The following is a 15,019-nucleotide window of genomic DNA, read 5'->3' on the forward strand; positions in this document are numbered from 1 at the left end:
CTACATACAAATAGTAGACATATTCTACTAATAAATCAAGTGTTTGTTGTGAAATTATTTATTATAGGGTAAATTTTGTGCGTAACCTTCTAAGTTTTTTTGTCTAGCACGAGCAATTCCTAAATCATTTTTTGCTACATCTTGTGTGATAGTTGAGCCAGCTGCTGTCATACTATGATCTTCTAAGGTTAGAGGCGCGACTAGAATAGTTCCACTACCAATAAATACATGATCACCAACTGTAATATGATGCTTGTTTTTACCATCATAGTTAGCAAAAACTGTTCCACAACCAGTATTAATATCTTTTCCTAAGGTAGCATCACCAACATATGTTAAATGACCAACTTTTGAACCGTCATCAATTGAGGCATTCTTTATTTCTACAAAGTTTCCAATATGAACGCCGTTATTAATAACAGTATTGGGGCGTAAGTGAGCATATGGACCTACATCAGAGTGGTTACCCACAATAGCGTTTTGTAAAGTAGAAGATTTTATCTCAACAAAATGTCCAAGTTTACTATCGACAATAGTAGAGTTAGAACGGATTAAACAATTTTCACCAATAATAGTATTTCCTTTAATCATCACACCTGGTTCAATGATAGTATCTGCACCAATGATAACATCAGACTCAATGTAAGTATTGTCTGGATCAACAAAAGAGACCCCTTGAGTCATATGCTTGTTATTGATACGTTGTTTCATTAATTGATTAGCTTTGGCTAAAGCAATACGATCATTCACTCCCATAGATTCTTCTTCTGAATCCATGATGTAAGCAGTCACCACTTCACCTTGCTGTTTTAAAATACTAATGACATCTGGTAAATAATATTCCCCTTGAGCATTATCATTTCCTACTTTTGATAGAGCATCAAACAAGAATTGATTATCAAAACAATAGGTTCCAGTGTTGAACTCTGTTACAGCAAGTTCAGATTCTGACGCATCTTTTTGTTCTACAATTTTTTCCACTAAATTTTCATTATTACGGATAATTCTTCCATAACCTGTTGGATCTTCTGCGATAGCAGAGAGAATGGTCGCTTTAGCATTTAATTGTTCATGATGATTAACTAACTTAGTTAACGTCTCTTTAGTTAGTAAAGGAGTATCCCCACAAATAACTAGAGTTGTTCCTTCTTTACCTTTTAACAAATCGGCTGTTGCTAATACAGCATGACCTGTACCGAGCTGTTCTGTTTGAAGAGCATATTTAGAGCGTTCGCCTAACTGTTCTTGAACTTTTTCAGCACCATATCCTACCACTGTCACAATTTCTGTGGTATCTAATGGCTCAATTTGTTCTAGTACATGTTCGACCATAGGTTTTCCAGCAACAGGATGGAGAACCTTGTACAAAGAAGACTTCATTCGAGAGCCTTTTCCAGCCGCTAAAATAATTGCGTATCTATTTTTCACGTATTTGACACTCCTTAAGTGTAGTTTTAAACACTTTATTTTAACAAAAAAAGGACTTGATATTCAAGTCCTTAACAATACTATATTTCTTCATTTTCCATTACTGAAAAATAGTTACCAGGAACGACGGTAATGTTTTTGGTTTTGGTATCGACTTCTTTGACACAGATAAGCGACGTATAATCTTCTACCATGCGTCTTCCACTGAATGTCGATTCAGCAAAAACAGTGATCCCAACAAGCTCTGCTTCAAATTCTTCGATGAGAGCTTTCATCCCGTTAACCGTTCCGCCACCTTTCATAAAGTCATCAACTACTAATACTCTTGATCCACGTTTTAGGCTTCGTTTAGATAATTCCATTTTTTCAATACGCTCCGATGAGCCAGAGACGTAATTAACACTAACTGTTGACCCCTCAGTGATTTTTGAATCGCGTCGAACAATAACAAACGGTACATTTAAAAAGTAAGAGACAGCTTGAGCAATCGGCACCCCTTTTGTTGCGACCGTCATAACAGCATCTATGTTTTTATTGGCATATTGAGTGGCAATAATTTGCCCGATTTGTTTTAGCAGTTGTGGTTCGCCTAATAAATCTGATAAATAAACGTAACCACCAGGTAGTAAACGATCTTGTTCAGATAAGCGTTCACATAATGAGTCAATCATCTCTTTTGATTCGCTAAAGGGGATAGAGGGGGTGAAAATCACTCCACCAGCAGCACCAGCAACTGTTTCTAGTACTCCAAAGCCACGCTCTTTAAATGTTTTCTTGATAATAGTTAGATCTTCACTAATAGAAGATTTTGCTGATTCATATTTTTTCACAAAATAAGTCAGAGGAGTGAGTGTATGTGGATGATTTAAGATATAAGCAGTCATATCAATCAGTCGTTCACTTCGTTTTATTTTCATGATGCTACTCCTTTTTAAAGTTAAATTTAAGTAATATACACCATTATAGTATGAAAATTCAATAAAGCAAAGTATTTTTAAAAATAAATAAAAAATGTTCGTAAAAACGAACAGATTATTTTAATATCTGTCTGTATTTTTTACGAACATTAGTTAGTAAATTAATCAAGATGAAAATTGCTATAAAGATTAAAGTAATCGTTGCACCAGGAGGGGTATCAAGTTGATATGATGTAACTAAACCAGACGTCATACCAATAAATCCAACAACAATACTACTTAAAATAACGGTGGAAAACGTTTTTCCTATCTTCATTGATATCGTTGCTGGAAGTATCATGATTGCTGATACAAGAAGAGCTCCGGCGATAGGAATCATCACAGTAATAGCTACACCAGTAATTACATTGAATAACATAGACAAGATGTGTATTGGTAATCCATCTACATGTGCTGTATCTTCATCAAATGTTAAAACGTACATTGGTTTTCTTAAAATTAAAAATAGAATGACAATCACAATAAGCAATGCCGATAATATTTTGACTTGTTGCCAGTTAATCGTAACGATAGACCCAAATAAATATTGTTGAATATTCATAGAATTTTTTCCTTTAGTTAAATTCATTAAAACTAAAGCAACTGCTAAGCCACCTGACATAAGGATAGCTGTTGAAACTTCCGAATATGATTTATATAAATTTTTAATATATTCTAATGCAAAGGCTGAAACAATCACTACGATTAAAGTTGTAATGGTTGGGTTAATATTAATAAAAAAACCTAGAGCAATACCAGCAAGAGAGACATGTGATAGTGTGTCAGCTAGAAGTGATTGTCTACGTAATACGAGAAATACCCCAAGAGATGGTGCGATGACTGCCATCATAGACGCAGCAATCAACGCTCGTCTCATGAACTCATATGAAAACATCTCCATTCTGTTTCCTCCTTTCTAACAAGGTGAATATGTCTATCCATGTATTCTTTTATTTCTTCATGATCATGTGTCACCATCAAAATAGCTTTATTATGCTCTTTGACGCTATGCTGTAATAATTTATAAAAATCATTGCGAGAAGATTCATCCATTCCAGTTGTTGGTTCATCTAGAATAAATAAATCTGGGTCAGTAGCAAATACTCGTGCTAGACAGACACGCTGTTTTTGTCCACCTGATAAATCGCCGATTCTTTTTTTTCGCATGTCCCACATGCCAACAGAATTTAATGCTTTTTCTACGTGTTTATGATCGACATTATCTAATCGTTTAAACCATTTTCCACGTTGAAAACGTCCTGATTGAACAAATTCTAAAACAGTGCTTGGAAACCCAGCATTGAAAGAAGCAATTTGTTGGGGGATGTATCCTATTGTCAATTTATCGCCATCTATATTTGTAGGCGAGATATAAACTTCTCCCTCATCAGGTTTTAATAAGCCCAATGTATTTCTAATCAGTGTTGATTTTGCTGCACCGTTTTCACCTGTTAAAATAACAAACTCACCTGGACTAACTGTATACGAAATATCCTGTAACACAGGTTCGTCGTCATAGTAAAACGTGAGGTGTTTAACATCTATATAATTCATGGTAACCTCCTTTAATCGTAACTGTTACGTTTTAAACCAAAAGAATCATAGCATGTGTAAAAAAATAAAGCAAGAATTGTTGATTCGTTTAAGTAAGTATAAAACAGATAAAAAGTAGATAGTTGACCTACTTCTTATCTGTTTAGTGTTCTAACCAAATAAACTTCATCACAAAAACCTTTTAAAGCATTTGCAACATGAACTGCTCGTGAACGTTTTTTGCAAAACGCCAGAACAGTTGGACCACTGCCACTCATGACCGCTGCATCTGCACCAAAATCTATCATTTTATTTTTTATATAACGAACAATAGGAAAGACATCCATTGTATATGATTCTAAAGAGTTACCTAAATGTTGAATCATTTCATTGTAGTCTTGGTTTTCAATTGCTTGGTAGATAGCGTGAATATTAGGGTGTGATAGTGAATCTACTTCTATTTTTGAAAATACGCGAGGGGTAGACACACTTATTTTAGGCTTTACAAGTACGATCCAACACTGTGGCATAGGATGTGATAAAGGCTTAACGCATTCTCCAACTCCTGTGACCAGTGCCGTTTGACCATACAAGCAATAAGGAATATCTGTCCCAATAGGAACGGATAGTTTTGCCATATCTTCTAAAGAAGCCCCTAAGTCAAACAATCTATTAACACCTCTAAAAGCAGCAGCAGCGTCACTGCTACCACCACCCAATCCAGCAGCGACTGGTAGGTTTTTCTTTAAATTTACCTCAACACCTTGAGTAAAGCCATATGTTTTTTTCATGACATCTATGGCTTGATAGATATTGTTTTTACGATCCACTGGTAGGAAGCCATTATCTGTCTTGATGATAATTTCATCAGTTGAAATAGGCTTTAAAATCAGTCGATCAGAAAAATCAACACTAGCCATAATCATTTCAAGTTCATGATAACCATCATCGCGTTTATATAGAACATCAAGTCCTAAATTAATTTTCGCGGGCGCCTTTTCAATGATTTCCATTGACTACCTCCAATTCTCAATTGATTCTATTTGTTTGATTATACATGAAAAAAGAGTGAATATAAAATTTTTTCGATGTTTTGACAGGTATTTTTTAGTATAAATAAAGATAGGAAAGAATCCTATCTTTAACGATACATTTTAAATTTTAAAAATAAATCATTGTATAATTCTAAGTATGTTTGACCTAAGTCATCGTAGACTTCTAAATGTTCGATAATTTTATCATTTGGGTAAAACTGTGAGTCACTAGTAATTTCTTTTGGCAAAATATCAAGAGCTTTTTTATTTGGTGTGGAATAACCAATGTATTCAGCATTTTGTGCAGCGACATCAGGTTTTAACATGAAATTTATAAAATCATAAGCACCATCAATGTTTTTTGCAGTTTTTGGGATAACAAAATTATCAAACCATAAATTAGATCCTTCTTCAGGAATGACATAATGTAAGTGCTCATTTTCTTCTAACATACTGGCAGCTTCACCAGAAAAAGTAACGGCGGCGGCACTTTCGCCATTAATCATATACATTTTAATTTCATCAGCGACAATGGCTTTAACATTTGGGCTTAAACGATCTAATTTTTTTGACACATCTTCTAATTGTTTATTGTTTTTACTGTTTAATGAATGGCCATCACTGTTTAAAGCTAATCCCATCACTTCTCTAGCACCATCAATTAGCATCAAATTATTTTTTAAAGCAGGATCCCATAAATCATCCCAATGCTTAATTTGACCTTCTTTAATAAATTGATCATTGTAAATAATCCCTAAAGTTCCCCAAAAGTAAGGAATAGAAAACTTATTATTCGGATCAAAAGGGATATTTAAAAAACGACTATCAATGTTTTCCAAACCTTTTATCTTAGAATGGTCAAGGGGAATCAGCATATCTTGTTTGACCATTTTTTGAATCATGTATTCACTAGGGATGGTGAGGTCATAAGCTGTTCCTCCTTGTTTGATTTTCGTCATCATCGATTCATTTGAGTCAAACGTTTCATAAATGACTTTATAATTATATTCTTTTTCAAATTGTTTAATGAGTGAGGGATCAATGTAATCACCCCAATTATAAATAGTTAGAACACGTCCACCTGAAGCACCACTTGTTTTTTCAAGATTAAAAGAGGCAAATGTTAGTAAGATGATAATTAGAACAATACCTGAAAATAAAGCATTAAGTTTTTTCATCTCATTTTCCTCCTAGCTGTTGTGTTTTTTTCTTTTTATATTTGAGTTTGTTGTCCTTACTAATAAAGTAGTATCCTGTCACTAATAAAATAGAGAACAAAAATAAGAGGGCACTCAAAGCATTTATCTCTAAGCTAATTCCTTGTCTAGCTCTGGAATAAATTTCAACAGATAAGGTACTAAAGCCATTTCCGGTTACAAAGAACGTTACGGCAAAGTCATCGAGCGAATAAGTAAAGGCCATGAAATAACCTGCAATAATACCTGGTGTTAAATAAGGTAGAATAATTTGTTTTAGTACTTGCCAATTATTTGCTCCTAAATCTCTTGCAGCATCAATAAGTGAGGGGTTCATTTCTTGCATTTTTGGTAAGACCATTAAGACTACGATGGGGATACTAAAAGCAATATGAGACAACAATACAGAAATAAAACCTAATTGAAATCCAAACCAAGCGCCAAGCGAAGTAAATAAAATTAAAAAGCTAGCTCCGATAATAACATCTGGAGAGACCATTAAAATATTGTTTAAGCTAAGTAATGTATTTCTCATGCCACGTTGTTTGGTGTAATGAATACCCATAGCACCAAACGTTCCAATTATAGTGGCAATTAATGCAGATAAAAAAGCAAGTAAGAAAGTATCAACTACTATTCCAATTAGTCTTGTATCTTCAAAGACAGATTGATAATGTTCCAGCGTAAAGCCTGTGAAAGAGGTCATTGTGCCACCAGCATTAAACGAATAATAAATGAGATAAAGAATTGGAGCATAAAGAATAATGAAAACAAAAATTAAATAAAGATGACTCCAGTTAAATTTACGTTGACTCATTTTTTCTTCGCTCCTTTCTTTTTCTTTTCACCTGTTAACATCATAATGATAAACATCGCGATAATGAGAACAACACCAATAGTTGAGCCCATTCCCCAATTTTGTGTCACAAGGAAATGCTGTTCAATTGCTGTCCCAAGTGTAATTACGCGGTTTCCACCAATTAAACGTGTTAACATGAATAAGCTGAGTGATGGAATAAATACTGCTTGAACACCACTTTTCACCCCGTTTAAAGATAAGGGGAAAATCACTCGCCTAAATGTTTCAAAATTACTCGCTCCTAAATCACGACTAGCAAAAATAAGAGAAGGATTAATTTCTTCTAGCGCATTAAAAATCGGTAAAATCATAAAAGGTATTTCAATGTAAGTTGCAACGGTCAAAAAACTAAAATTAGTAAACAATAACTGCTGTGTGCCAATGCTAATTGTATCAAGAAAGTTATTAATACCTCCATGAATGCTAAAAATACCAATAAATGCATAAGCTTTTAGAAGTAAATTTATCCATGTAGGTAAAATAATTAACATGAGCCATAATTGTTTGTGTTTTAATTTTGTTAAAAAATAAGCAGTCGGATAGCTTATTAGTAACGTAAACAGAGTGATTAATAGAGCATAAAATAATGAATTAAAGGTCATGCTTAGATAGGTTCCACTTGTTAAGTATTGCTGATAGTTACTTAACGTAAAGTTCCCATTAATGTCGAAAAATGATTGATAAACTATCAAAATGACTGGAGCGATAACAAAAAGTCCAATCCATAAAAAATAGGGGATAGTGTAGAATTTCTTTGTTTGTGTCACGTTATTGCCTCCTTTTAGTCGTCATAGCTTTCTAGTCGTGCATCAAAATCCTCTTCCGATTCATTAAAACGCATAACATGGATATCTTCTGGTTCGAAAAATAACCCAACAGCTTGCCCTTCGAGAGGTTTTTTGGTTGAGTGAACAACCCATTCATTTCCTTCAGAATCGATACAGAAAATTTCATAGTGAACCCCTCTAAATAGCAGTGTGTCCACTGTTGCTTTTAGTTTTCCTTTTTCTACTGGAACAAGTGAAATATCTTCTGGTCGCATGACAATATCGACAGGTTCGTTTTCTCTCATCCCACTATCGACACACTCGAATTGTTTGCCGACGAATTCAACTAGATTGTCTTCAATCATGGTTCCTTTAACGATATTACTTTCGCCAATAAAATCAGCAACAAATCGGTTGATTGGTTCGTCATAAATATCAGAAGGAGAACCACTTTGCTCTATTTTTCCATCGTGCATGACAAAAATTTCATCACTCATAGCTAAAGCTTCTTCTTGGTCATGGGTAACAAAAATAAATGTAATCCCTAAACGTTTTTGTAGGTCACGTAATTCTGATTGCATCGCTGTTCGAAGTTTTAAATCCAGTGCAGATAAAGGTTCATCTAATAATAAAATTTCAGGCTCATTGACAAGAGCACGAGCAATTGCGACTCGTTGTCTTTGACCACCAGACATCTCGCTAATTTGTCTTTCTTCTAAACCTGACAATTGAACAAGTCTTAGCGCTTCACGAACTTTTGCATCAATCTGTTCTTTTGGTAATTTTTTAATTTTTAATCCAAATGCTACATTTTCATAAACATCCATATGAGGGAAAAGAGCATAATCTTGAAAAACAGTATTGACTTTACGTTTATTTGCTGGGATTTTATTAATCACTTTTTCATCAAATAGAATCTCCCCAGAAGTTGGTTCACTAAAACCAGCAATCAAACGTAAAATAGTTGTTTTCCCACAGCCAGAAGGGCCTAGTAAGGTATAAAATTTTCCTTGTTCAATATCGAAACTAACATTTTTTAATACGGTTGTGTCATCATACTCTTTGACAACGTCTTTAAATTCAATAATTGTGTGACTCATATAATCCCGCCTTTACTATAAATAAGAATTTGTTGCAACGATTAATAGTTGACTTGTTCCATCATGTGCATTTGATATGTGATGTTGACTGAGAGCTTGGTAGTAAATGCTCTCTCCTTTTTTGGCGATATAAGTGTCTTCTCCTATGGTAACATAGATCTTTCCCTTTAATACATACCCAAATGTTTCAGATTGTGAGGGTTCAAATTCTTTATATTCGCCAAATTTTTGCAATGTTAGTATTATAGGTTCCATCTCATTTTCATTTGAATCTGCTACGAGCCAATTAATTTCATATCCTTTATCTTCATCTAAGTGGATGGTTTGTTCGTTCGCAGGATAGACGACTTGTTGCTTTTGATTTTTTTCATCGAAAAATTGCTTAGGTGACACACCTAGAACTTCAAGTATTGAAAAAAAAGTATCAAGAGAAGGAGAACTTAAATCACGTTCTAATTGGGATATATAGCCTTTTGTTAAATCAGTTCTTTCACCAAGTTCTTCTTGTGTTAAATTTTTTTGTAACCTTAAATTTTTGATTTTTTTCCCTATTAATATATTAAACACCTCCAGAGTTTAAGTTTATTTATACTAAACATAAAGTGATATTGGTTTATTAATATTAAACTTTTAGTTTACTTTCTCATGGTAGTATACAAGATGACTTTGAACAAATCAATGCATTTTTTATATCAAACAAGTGATGTTTTTTTATGATAAAATAAAGACATAGTAAAGGTAAAGGGGACGAGATAAATGGTGGATAGAATGTTTAAAGCGTTAGTTGTAGATGAAAAAAATGATAGCGTTATCGCGACAGTAAAAAATTGTTCGATAGACTCTCTATCAGAAGGGGACACAGTCATTGAGATTGCCTATTCAGCGATTAATTACAAAGATGCATTGGCGACTATAAAAAATGGAGGAGTTATTCGCTCTTACCCAATGATTCCAGGGATTGATTTATCCGGAACGATTATTGAAACGACTCATGAGGGGTTATCAGTAGGCGATAGAGTCGTAGTAACTGGTCAAGGAACAGGTGTGAGCCATACCGGTGGGTTTAGTGAACTTGCGCGAGTGCCAGGTGAATGGGTGCAAGTTATTCCAAATAGTCTTGACTTGAAGGTTGCAGCATTTGTTGGAACAGCAGGTATTACTGCAGCCCAAGCGATTCATCGACTCCAATCAATTGGTTTAGGCGACAATAAAGAGGCAAATATTTTAATTACAGGAGCAACAGGTGGCGTAGGAAGTATGGCTATCAATTTACTACATGCTCAAGGATTTAAACATATGACAGCATTAACTCGAAAGAAATCAACTGTTTATTTGGAAAAATTGGGTGTGACAAACTTTATTAGTTATGATGACTTAATAGAAAATACACGACCATTGCAAAAACAACTGTTTGATTATGTTATCGATACAATTGGTGGTGACACTTTAGAAGCTATTTTACCAAAAATTTCTTACGGTGGAGGCATTGCTTTATGTGGAAATGCGAGTGGTATTAAGTTTAGTACAACGGTTTTACCATTTATCTTACGAGGAATTACGATGTTTGGAATTGATTCAGTTCAGTTATCATCTGAAGACAAATCAGCTTTATGGGTGACAATCAATAACAATCTAAGTAAAGAGATGGTTGAATCAACCACTTCAAATGAAGTATCCTTAGATGGCATAATATCAGTCACAAAACAATTATTAGAAGGAACACATTCTGGTAGAACGATTGTTAAAGTGAAATAATAAAACAGGAGAAGCAGATAAAATGACCTGCTTCTCCTGTTTATTATTAAAATTTTAAACTGTTTGGTTTAACATCTTCTGGGATTGGATTGACATAAGGTGTGATATCAGTAATTGCTTTTAATTCTTCTTTTGCTTGGTCAATATATTCAGGTTCTTCAATGACTTTAACAGCTGTGGCAGCCATAATCTTTGCTGCTTGGATCATTCCTTTTTTAGCAATACCACTTTTTCCATTAGTTACCCATTGCCAAGTATGCATGGCAGTATTTTGTACTTCGGTTGCAACAATACATTGAACAGTAGGGACAATCCAGCTAACATCTCCAACATCAGATGAACCAGGTAGTGTTACATTAGTTAATATTTCGTTAAATGGGTACACATAATCAGCTAATACTTTACCTGGATTTTCTTTCAATACTTTTTGTTCGACAGGAGTAGCAGGAGGGACCATTCTAAATTGTTTTTCTTCTTCAGTTAATGTATCATGAATGGTTTTAGCGAATAATTCGTCTTCTTCATTAAATTCAGGAGCCCCGTAGTGAGTCATTACGTCACCCATGATTTTAGAGTAAACAACGTTTGGAATATAATTTGAACAAGCTTTATCAAAATGTACGGTGACTTGTGTTTCAGTCATTAAAGCAGCACCTTCAGCGATTTTACAAAGACGATCATAGATTTCTTTTGCTTGACTGCCTTTAGGTGCACGGATTAAATAAAGTAACTTAGCGTGATCTTGAACGACACTAGGAGCTACTCCACCAGCATCCATATAAGCGTAGTGATATCTTGCTTCAGGTGTGACATGCTCACGTAAATAGTTTCCACCGACATTCATTAACTCACATGCATCAAGTGCACTTCGTCCCATATCAGGTGCATTAGCAGCATGTGCTGATTTTCCTTTAAATTCAAACGCAGCTTGGATATTTGCTAGAGTTTTTACACCCCAAATGGCATTGTCAGTACCAGGATGCCAACAAATAGCCATGTCAAGTCCATCAAAAGCCCCGGCTCTTGCCATAAAAGTTTTTCCAGAGCCACCTTCTTCAGCAGGACAACCAAAGTATTTTATTTGTGCAGGAATATTGTGTTCGATCATATAATCTTTCGTTGCAATAGCAGCTGCTAGTGAAGCTGTACCAAGTAAGTTGTGACCACAACCATGTCCATTAGTATTTTCTGTCTCAGGATTAACTTCTTTTTTTATAGAACCTGATTTTTGTGACATTCCAGGTAGTGCATCATATTCTCCTAGAAAACCAATTACTGGACCTTCATTTCCATAGCTAGCGACAAATGCTGTATCAATATCACCAATGTTTTTTTCGATAGAAAAACCTTCGTCTTTTAGGACATTCATCAACACGTCTGCCGATTCTTTTTCATGGAATTTTGTCTCAGCAATATCCCATATAGTATCACTTGTATTAAAATAAGTTTGTTTCTTTTGATTAATTAATTCTTCAATTTGTTTATACATAAATATCCTCCTAATGATAATTGATTACATAAATAAAGTTATGCCGTAAGATAAAACAATGGATAGGGCAGTTATAATTATTCCCGGTATGATGAAACTAAATACCTTCGTTCGTCCCGTTCGATCTAATTCGACGGCTAATAACAATGTAGGTTGTGCAGGAATAACAAAATTAACATTTAGACACTGAACAATAATAATAAGTAACATGGGTGAAATACCTAGTGTTAAAGCTAGTGGAAAAATAATAGCTGCAACAGCTGTTTGGGCACCAATAATCATGGCTACAAACGCGCATATAAAGATAATTACCCAAGGATAGTCAGCTAATATTTGTCCGACACTTGAAACAAGTACAGCTTGGTTTTTTGGAGCCCCAAAAATAGTAGAGCCGACCCAACCTAATCCCAATACAATGAGAGTCGCTCCTAGAGCATTTGCTGTGGCAGGTGCATGTAAAATATCTTTAGATTTTACTTTAAATAGCATGATATTTATGGCTGCTGAAAGATACATAAACATCTGTACTAAATCTGCTGTAGCAATTCTGATTGGTTCACCATCCACATTATATTCTGGTAATATGCTTGGAAATAATCCTAACACAATAATACATAAAACACATAATAAAAAGACAATGGTAGACTTTTTAGCAGCAGGAGCGAGTTCTTTTTCTTCCTCGGTAATAACCATATCCTCGAGAACTGACTCATCAAATGGTAATTTTTTATTCACTAATGTTAATAATATACTTAAAATAATAATCGATAACAAAGTTGCAGGCAAGGCAATTGTTAAATAAGTTCCTAAGGTAATCCCGTAAGCAGCCAACAGTGTGACTACGTAAGCAGTAGATGATGATGCTGGGCTACAAAGCAGTGCCATATTGGACGCCAAAACAGATGATATTAACGCACCTTTAGGATTTACTTTCGATTTTAGAGCAGTTTCTGAAATAATGGGTTCTAAAGATAAAGCAATCATGGCAGTTCCCATACCAAAAACAAATAAAAAACAAACAAGTGGGGCAACGATTGTAATCGCTTTCGGGAAACGTTGGATAATTTTGGTTGCTACCCTTATCATGTAATCCATTCCTCCAGATGCCTGCAAAGCGCCACTTGCTATACCGATAGACATGATAATTAAGACAGCAGTGACAGGTGGTGAAGATGGAGGGAGTTTAAATATAAATAGCATAATAAATAAAGCAACAATTGCAGAAACACCAGATCCTAAAGCGCCACCTTTCATGAGACCATAGATGATTGTCCCTACCATAATAACAATTTCAATTAGTAGTAATGCCATATGATTCCTCCTGATTTTATAATTAATATTGTGTAAATATTTTTTCTAAATGTCATCAAAAAAAATACGTAATTACGTTACATGTGAATATTATCAGTTGATTATGTTTTTTTTATATAAGAAGTATGAATTTTATGTGTTATTTTAAACGTTTTATAGTTATGTGTATTTAACTTTTTCTGATGAGATGGATGATAGTCTATTGCTATTTTTTTAATAAATAAGTAGAATGAAAATAACTCAAGATTTAAGCAAGATAAGTTCACCAGAATAGTTACCAAACGATGAGCGATATTTATTTAATTAGTTGAGTCTGCATACTTTTTCAAAAGTATGTGGCTTTTTTGTGTTAAAAATGGGAGAAGAAGGGTTAGTAGATGGTCAATTTTATAAGGAATTTTCAGTGGCTTGTTTTTGGATTAATTGTTGGTATTTGTGTAGGTGTTTTAGAAGTTATTTTTGGAAAGGGAATTATAGTTGTTACGGCTATCAGGCTTCAATATTTTTATCCACTAGTCTTTTTTTTACCGTTTGTTGGTATGATTATTCAGTGGCTGTATAGCACATATGGTAAAGAAAGTAAAAAAGGGATGGCACTTTTATTTGAGGTCGGTCAATACAACAGAGAGGTGATACCCATTACTTTAATACCTATTGTGGTAGTGAGTACATGGCTGACTCACCTCTTTGGAGGAAGTGCGGGACGAGAGGGTGTTGCAATTCAAATAGGTGGCACATTTACTAATTGGTTTTCTACCCATTTTTTTAAACGTTTTTTGCCAATTCATAAGAAACAACAACAAATTGTTTTGATTACAGGAATGGCGGCTGGTTTTGCTGGATTATTTCATACACCGATTGCCGCTACGTTTTTTTCAATGGAATTATTAGTAATGGGTGAGTTATCATTAGCAGCATTACTATCAGCTAGTACAGCTGCTGTAACTTCGACTTATGTATCAAAAACTCTTGGCTTAGCAGCTTTTTCAACAACTATTAATCATTTGCCTAAGCTAACGATTCGTTTAATCATTCTTTTAGCTATATTAGGATGTGTCTTTGGTTTGATTGGTCGGATTTTTTCACTAGGATTAAGATGGACAAAGCAATTTATCCAGACGTTAAAATGGCCACCATATAAAAAAATATGGTTATTATCAATTATCCTAGTGTTAGGTTTAACGACTGCACATCAAGGTAGGTATTCTGGTTTAGGTAGCAATCTAGTTGAGGCAGTATTTCATCAAGGAACAGTTTATTATTATGATTTTTTATTAAAACTTATGTTTACGATTTTTACGTTGTCTATTGGGTTTCAAGGTGGGGAAGTGACACCACTATTTTCAATAGGGGCAACAAGTGGTGTATTATTAGCTCATATAGTAGGTTTGCCAGTAGAATTTGTGGCTTCTTTGGGGTTTGTCGCTGTTTTTTCAAGTGCAACAAACACATTAGTTGGTCCACTGTTAATTACTGGTGAAATTTTCGGATTTAATTTAGTTCCTTATGCTTTTTTTGTGATTATGACATCCTATATTATTAATGGAAATGAATCAATTTATCCAAAACAAAAAGTATGACATTACATCGT

General features: G+C 34.3%; 14 protein-coding genes. 2 read left to right on the top strand and 12 right to left on the bottom strand.

The window, feature by feature from the left end:
* Positions 1 to 54 precede the first annotated feature (54 nt).
* From glmU to JNUCC83_RS00205, 10 genes are all read right to left on the bottom strand, one after another.
* Entirely contained in the window at positions 55 to 1,428 is a 1,374-nt protein-coding gene (gene glmU, locus JNUCC83_RS00160; protein ID WP_454460254.1) for a bifunctional UDP-N-acetylglucosamine diphosphorylase/glucosamine-1-phosphate N-acetyltransferase GlmU, read from the bottom strand.
* 80 nt (positions 1,429 to 1,508) lie between these two features.
* Complete coding sequence (purR, locus tag JNUCC83_RS00165) at positions 1,509 to 2,345, bottom strand: pur operon repressor (RefSeq protein ID WP_454460255.1); 837 nt, start codon at positions 2,343 to 2,345, stop codon at positions 1,509 to 1,511.
* Positions 2,346 to 2,460: 115 nt separating this feature from the next.
* On the bottom strand, positions 2,461 to 3,285 hold the full coding sequence (locus JNUCC83_RS00170) for a metal ABC transporter permease (protein ID WP_454460256.1): 825 nt from the start codon (positions 3,283 to 3,285) through the stop codon (positions 2,461 to 2,463).
* Positions 3,258 to 3,938 carry a metal ABC transporter ATP-binding protein gene (locus JNUCC83_RS00175; RefSeq protein WP_454460257.1) on the bottom strand — a complete coding sequence of 227 codons (681 nt, stop codon included), beginning with the start codon at positions 3,936 to 3,938 and terminating at the stop codon, positions 3,258 to 3,260. The genes JNUCC83_RS00170 and JNUCC83_RS00175 overlap by 28 nt, the downstream gene beginning before the upstream one ends.
* Before the next feature lie 134 nt (positions 3,939 to 4,072).
* On the bottom strand, positions 4,073 to 4,930 hold the full coding sequence (ispE, locus tag JNUCC83_RS00180) for a 4-(cytidine 5'-diphospho)-2-C-methyl-D-erythritol kinase (RefSeq protein ID WP_454460258.1): 858 nt from the start codon (positions 4,928 to 4,930) through the stop codon (positions 4,073 to 4,075).
* Between the two features lie 128 nt (positions 4,931 to 5,058).
* Positions 5,059 to 6,129 (bottom strand): ABC transporter substrate-binding protein, encoded by a 1,071-nt coding sequence (locus JNUCC83_RS00185; protein WP_454460259.1) that lies wholly within the window; start codon positions 6,127 to 6,129, stop codon positions 5,059 to 5,061.
* Between the two features lies 1 nt (position 6,130).
* A complete protein-coding gene (locus JNUCC83_RS00190; RefSeq protein ID WP_454460260.1) occupies positions 6,131 to 6,964 on the bottom strand; it encodes an ABC transporter permease in 834 nt (277 codons plus the stop codon).
* Entirely contained in the window at positions 6,961 to 7,773 is an 813-nt protein-coding gene (locus tag JNUCC83_RS00195) for an ABC transporter permease (protein WP_454460261.1), read from the bottom strand. Before JNUCC83_RS00195 ends, JNUCC83_RS00190 begins: the two co-directional genes overlap by 4 nt.
* Positions 7,774 to 7,787: 14 nt before the next feature.
* Positions 7,788 to 8,873 (bottom strand): ABC transporter ATP-binding protein, encoded by a 1,086-nt coding sequence (locus tag JNUCC83_RS00200; protein ID WP_454460262.1) that lies wholly within the window; start codon positions 8,871 to 8,873, stop codon positions 7,788 to 7,790.
* Between the two features lie 15 nt (positions 8,874 to 8,888).
* Positions 8,889 to 9,431 (bottom strand): helix-turn-helix domain-containing protein, encoded by a 543-nt coding sequence (locus JNUCC83_RS00205; protein WP_454461371.1) that lies wholly within the window; start codon positions 9,429 to 9,431, stop codon positions 8,889 to 8,891.
* 198 nt (positions 9,432 to 9,629) lie between these two features.
* Here JNUCC83_RS00205 and JNUCC83_RS00210 point away from each other — a divergent pair, with 198 nt between their 5' ends.
* Positions 9,630 to 10,628 carry a YhdH/YhfP family quinone oxidoreductase gene (locus JNUCC83_RS00210; protein ID WP_454460263.1) on the top strand — a complete coding sequence of 333 codons (999 nt, stop codon included), beginning with the start codon at positions 9,630 to 9,632 and terminating at the stop codon, positions 10,626 to 10,628.
* Between the two features lie 46 nt (positions 10,629 to 10,674).
* On the opposite strand, the gene JNUCC83_RS00215 is transcribed toward JNUCC83_RS00210, so the two are convergent.
* Together JNUCC83_RS00215 and JNUCC83_RS00220 are read right to left on the bottom strand one after the other, a co-directional pair.
* Positions 10,675 to 12,117, bottom strand: a complete 1,443-nt coding sequence (locus JNUCC83_RS00215; protein WP_454460264.1) for a M20 family metallopeptidase — start codon at positions 12,115 to 12,117, stop codon at positions 10,675 to 10,677.
* Between the two features lie 24 nt (positions 12,118 to 12,141).
* On the bottom strand, positions 12,142 to 13,428 hold the full coding sequence (locus tag JNUCC83_RS00220) for an anaerobic C4-dicarboxylate transporter family protein (protein ID WP_454460265.1): 1,287 nt from the start codon (positions 13,426 to 13,428) through the stop codon (positions 12,142 to 12,144).
* A 377-nt stretch (positions 13,429 to 13,805) separates the two neighbouring features.
* Here JNUCC83_RS00220 and JNUCC83_RS00225 point away from each other — a divergent pair, with 377 nt between their 5' ends.
* A complete protein-coding gene (locus JNUCC83_RS00225; RefSeq protein WP_454460266.1) occupies positions 13,806 to 15,008 on the top strand; it encodes a chloride channel protein in 1,203 nt (400 codons plus the stop codon).
* The last annotated feature ends 11 nt before the right edge of the window (positions 15,009 to 15,019 follow it).

It is taken from the genome of Vagococcus sp. JNUCC 83 (genome assembly GCF_053667615.1).

Coding starts and splice junctions, on each gene's coding strand:
- JNUCC83_RS00225 (WP_454460266.1), top strand. CDS start 13,806: ATGGTCAATTTTATAAGGAATTTTCAGTGGCTTGTTTTTGGATTAATT.
- purR (WP_454460255.1), bottom strand. CDS start 2,345: ATGAAAATAAAACGAAGTGAACGACTGATTGATATGACTGCTTATATC.
- JNUCC83_RS00210 (WP_454460263.1), top strand. CDS start 9,630: ATGGTGGATAGAATGTTTAAAGCGTTAGTTGTAGATGAAAAAAATGAT.
- JNUCC83_RS00215 (WP_454460264.1), bottom strand. CDS start 12,117: ATGTATAAACAAATTGAAGAATTAATTAATCAAAAGAAACAAACTTAT.
- ispE (WP_454460258.1), bottom strand. CDS start 4,930: ATGGAAATCATTGAAAAGGCGCCCGCGAAAATTAATTTAGGACTTGAT.
- JNUCC83_RS00190 (WP_454460260.1), bottom strand. CDS start 6,964: ATGAGTCAACGTAAATTTAACTGGAGTCATCTTTATTTAATTTTTGTT.
- JNUCC83_RS00170 (WP_454460256.1), bottom strand. CDS start 3,285: ATGGAGATGTTTTCATATGAGTTCATGAGACGAGCGTTGATTGCTGCG.
- JNUCC83_RS00185 (WP_454460259.1), bottom strand. CDS start 6,129: ATGAAAAAACTTAATGCTTTATTTTCAGGTATTGTTCTAATTATCATC.
- JNUCC83_RS00200 (WP_454460262.1), bottom strand. CDS start 8,873: ATGAGTCACACAATTATTGAATTTAAAGACGTTGTCAAAGAGTATGAT.
- JNUCC83_RS00220 (WP_454460265.1), bottom strand. CDS start 13,428: ATGGCATTACTACTAATTGAAATTGTTATTATGGTAGGGACAATCATC.
- JNUCC83_RS00175 (WP_454460257.1), bottom strand. CDS start 3,938: ATGAATTATATAGATGTTAAACACCTCACGTTTTACTATGACGACGAA.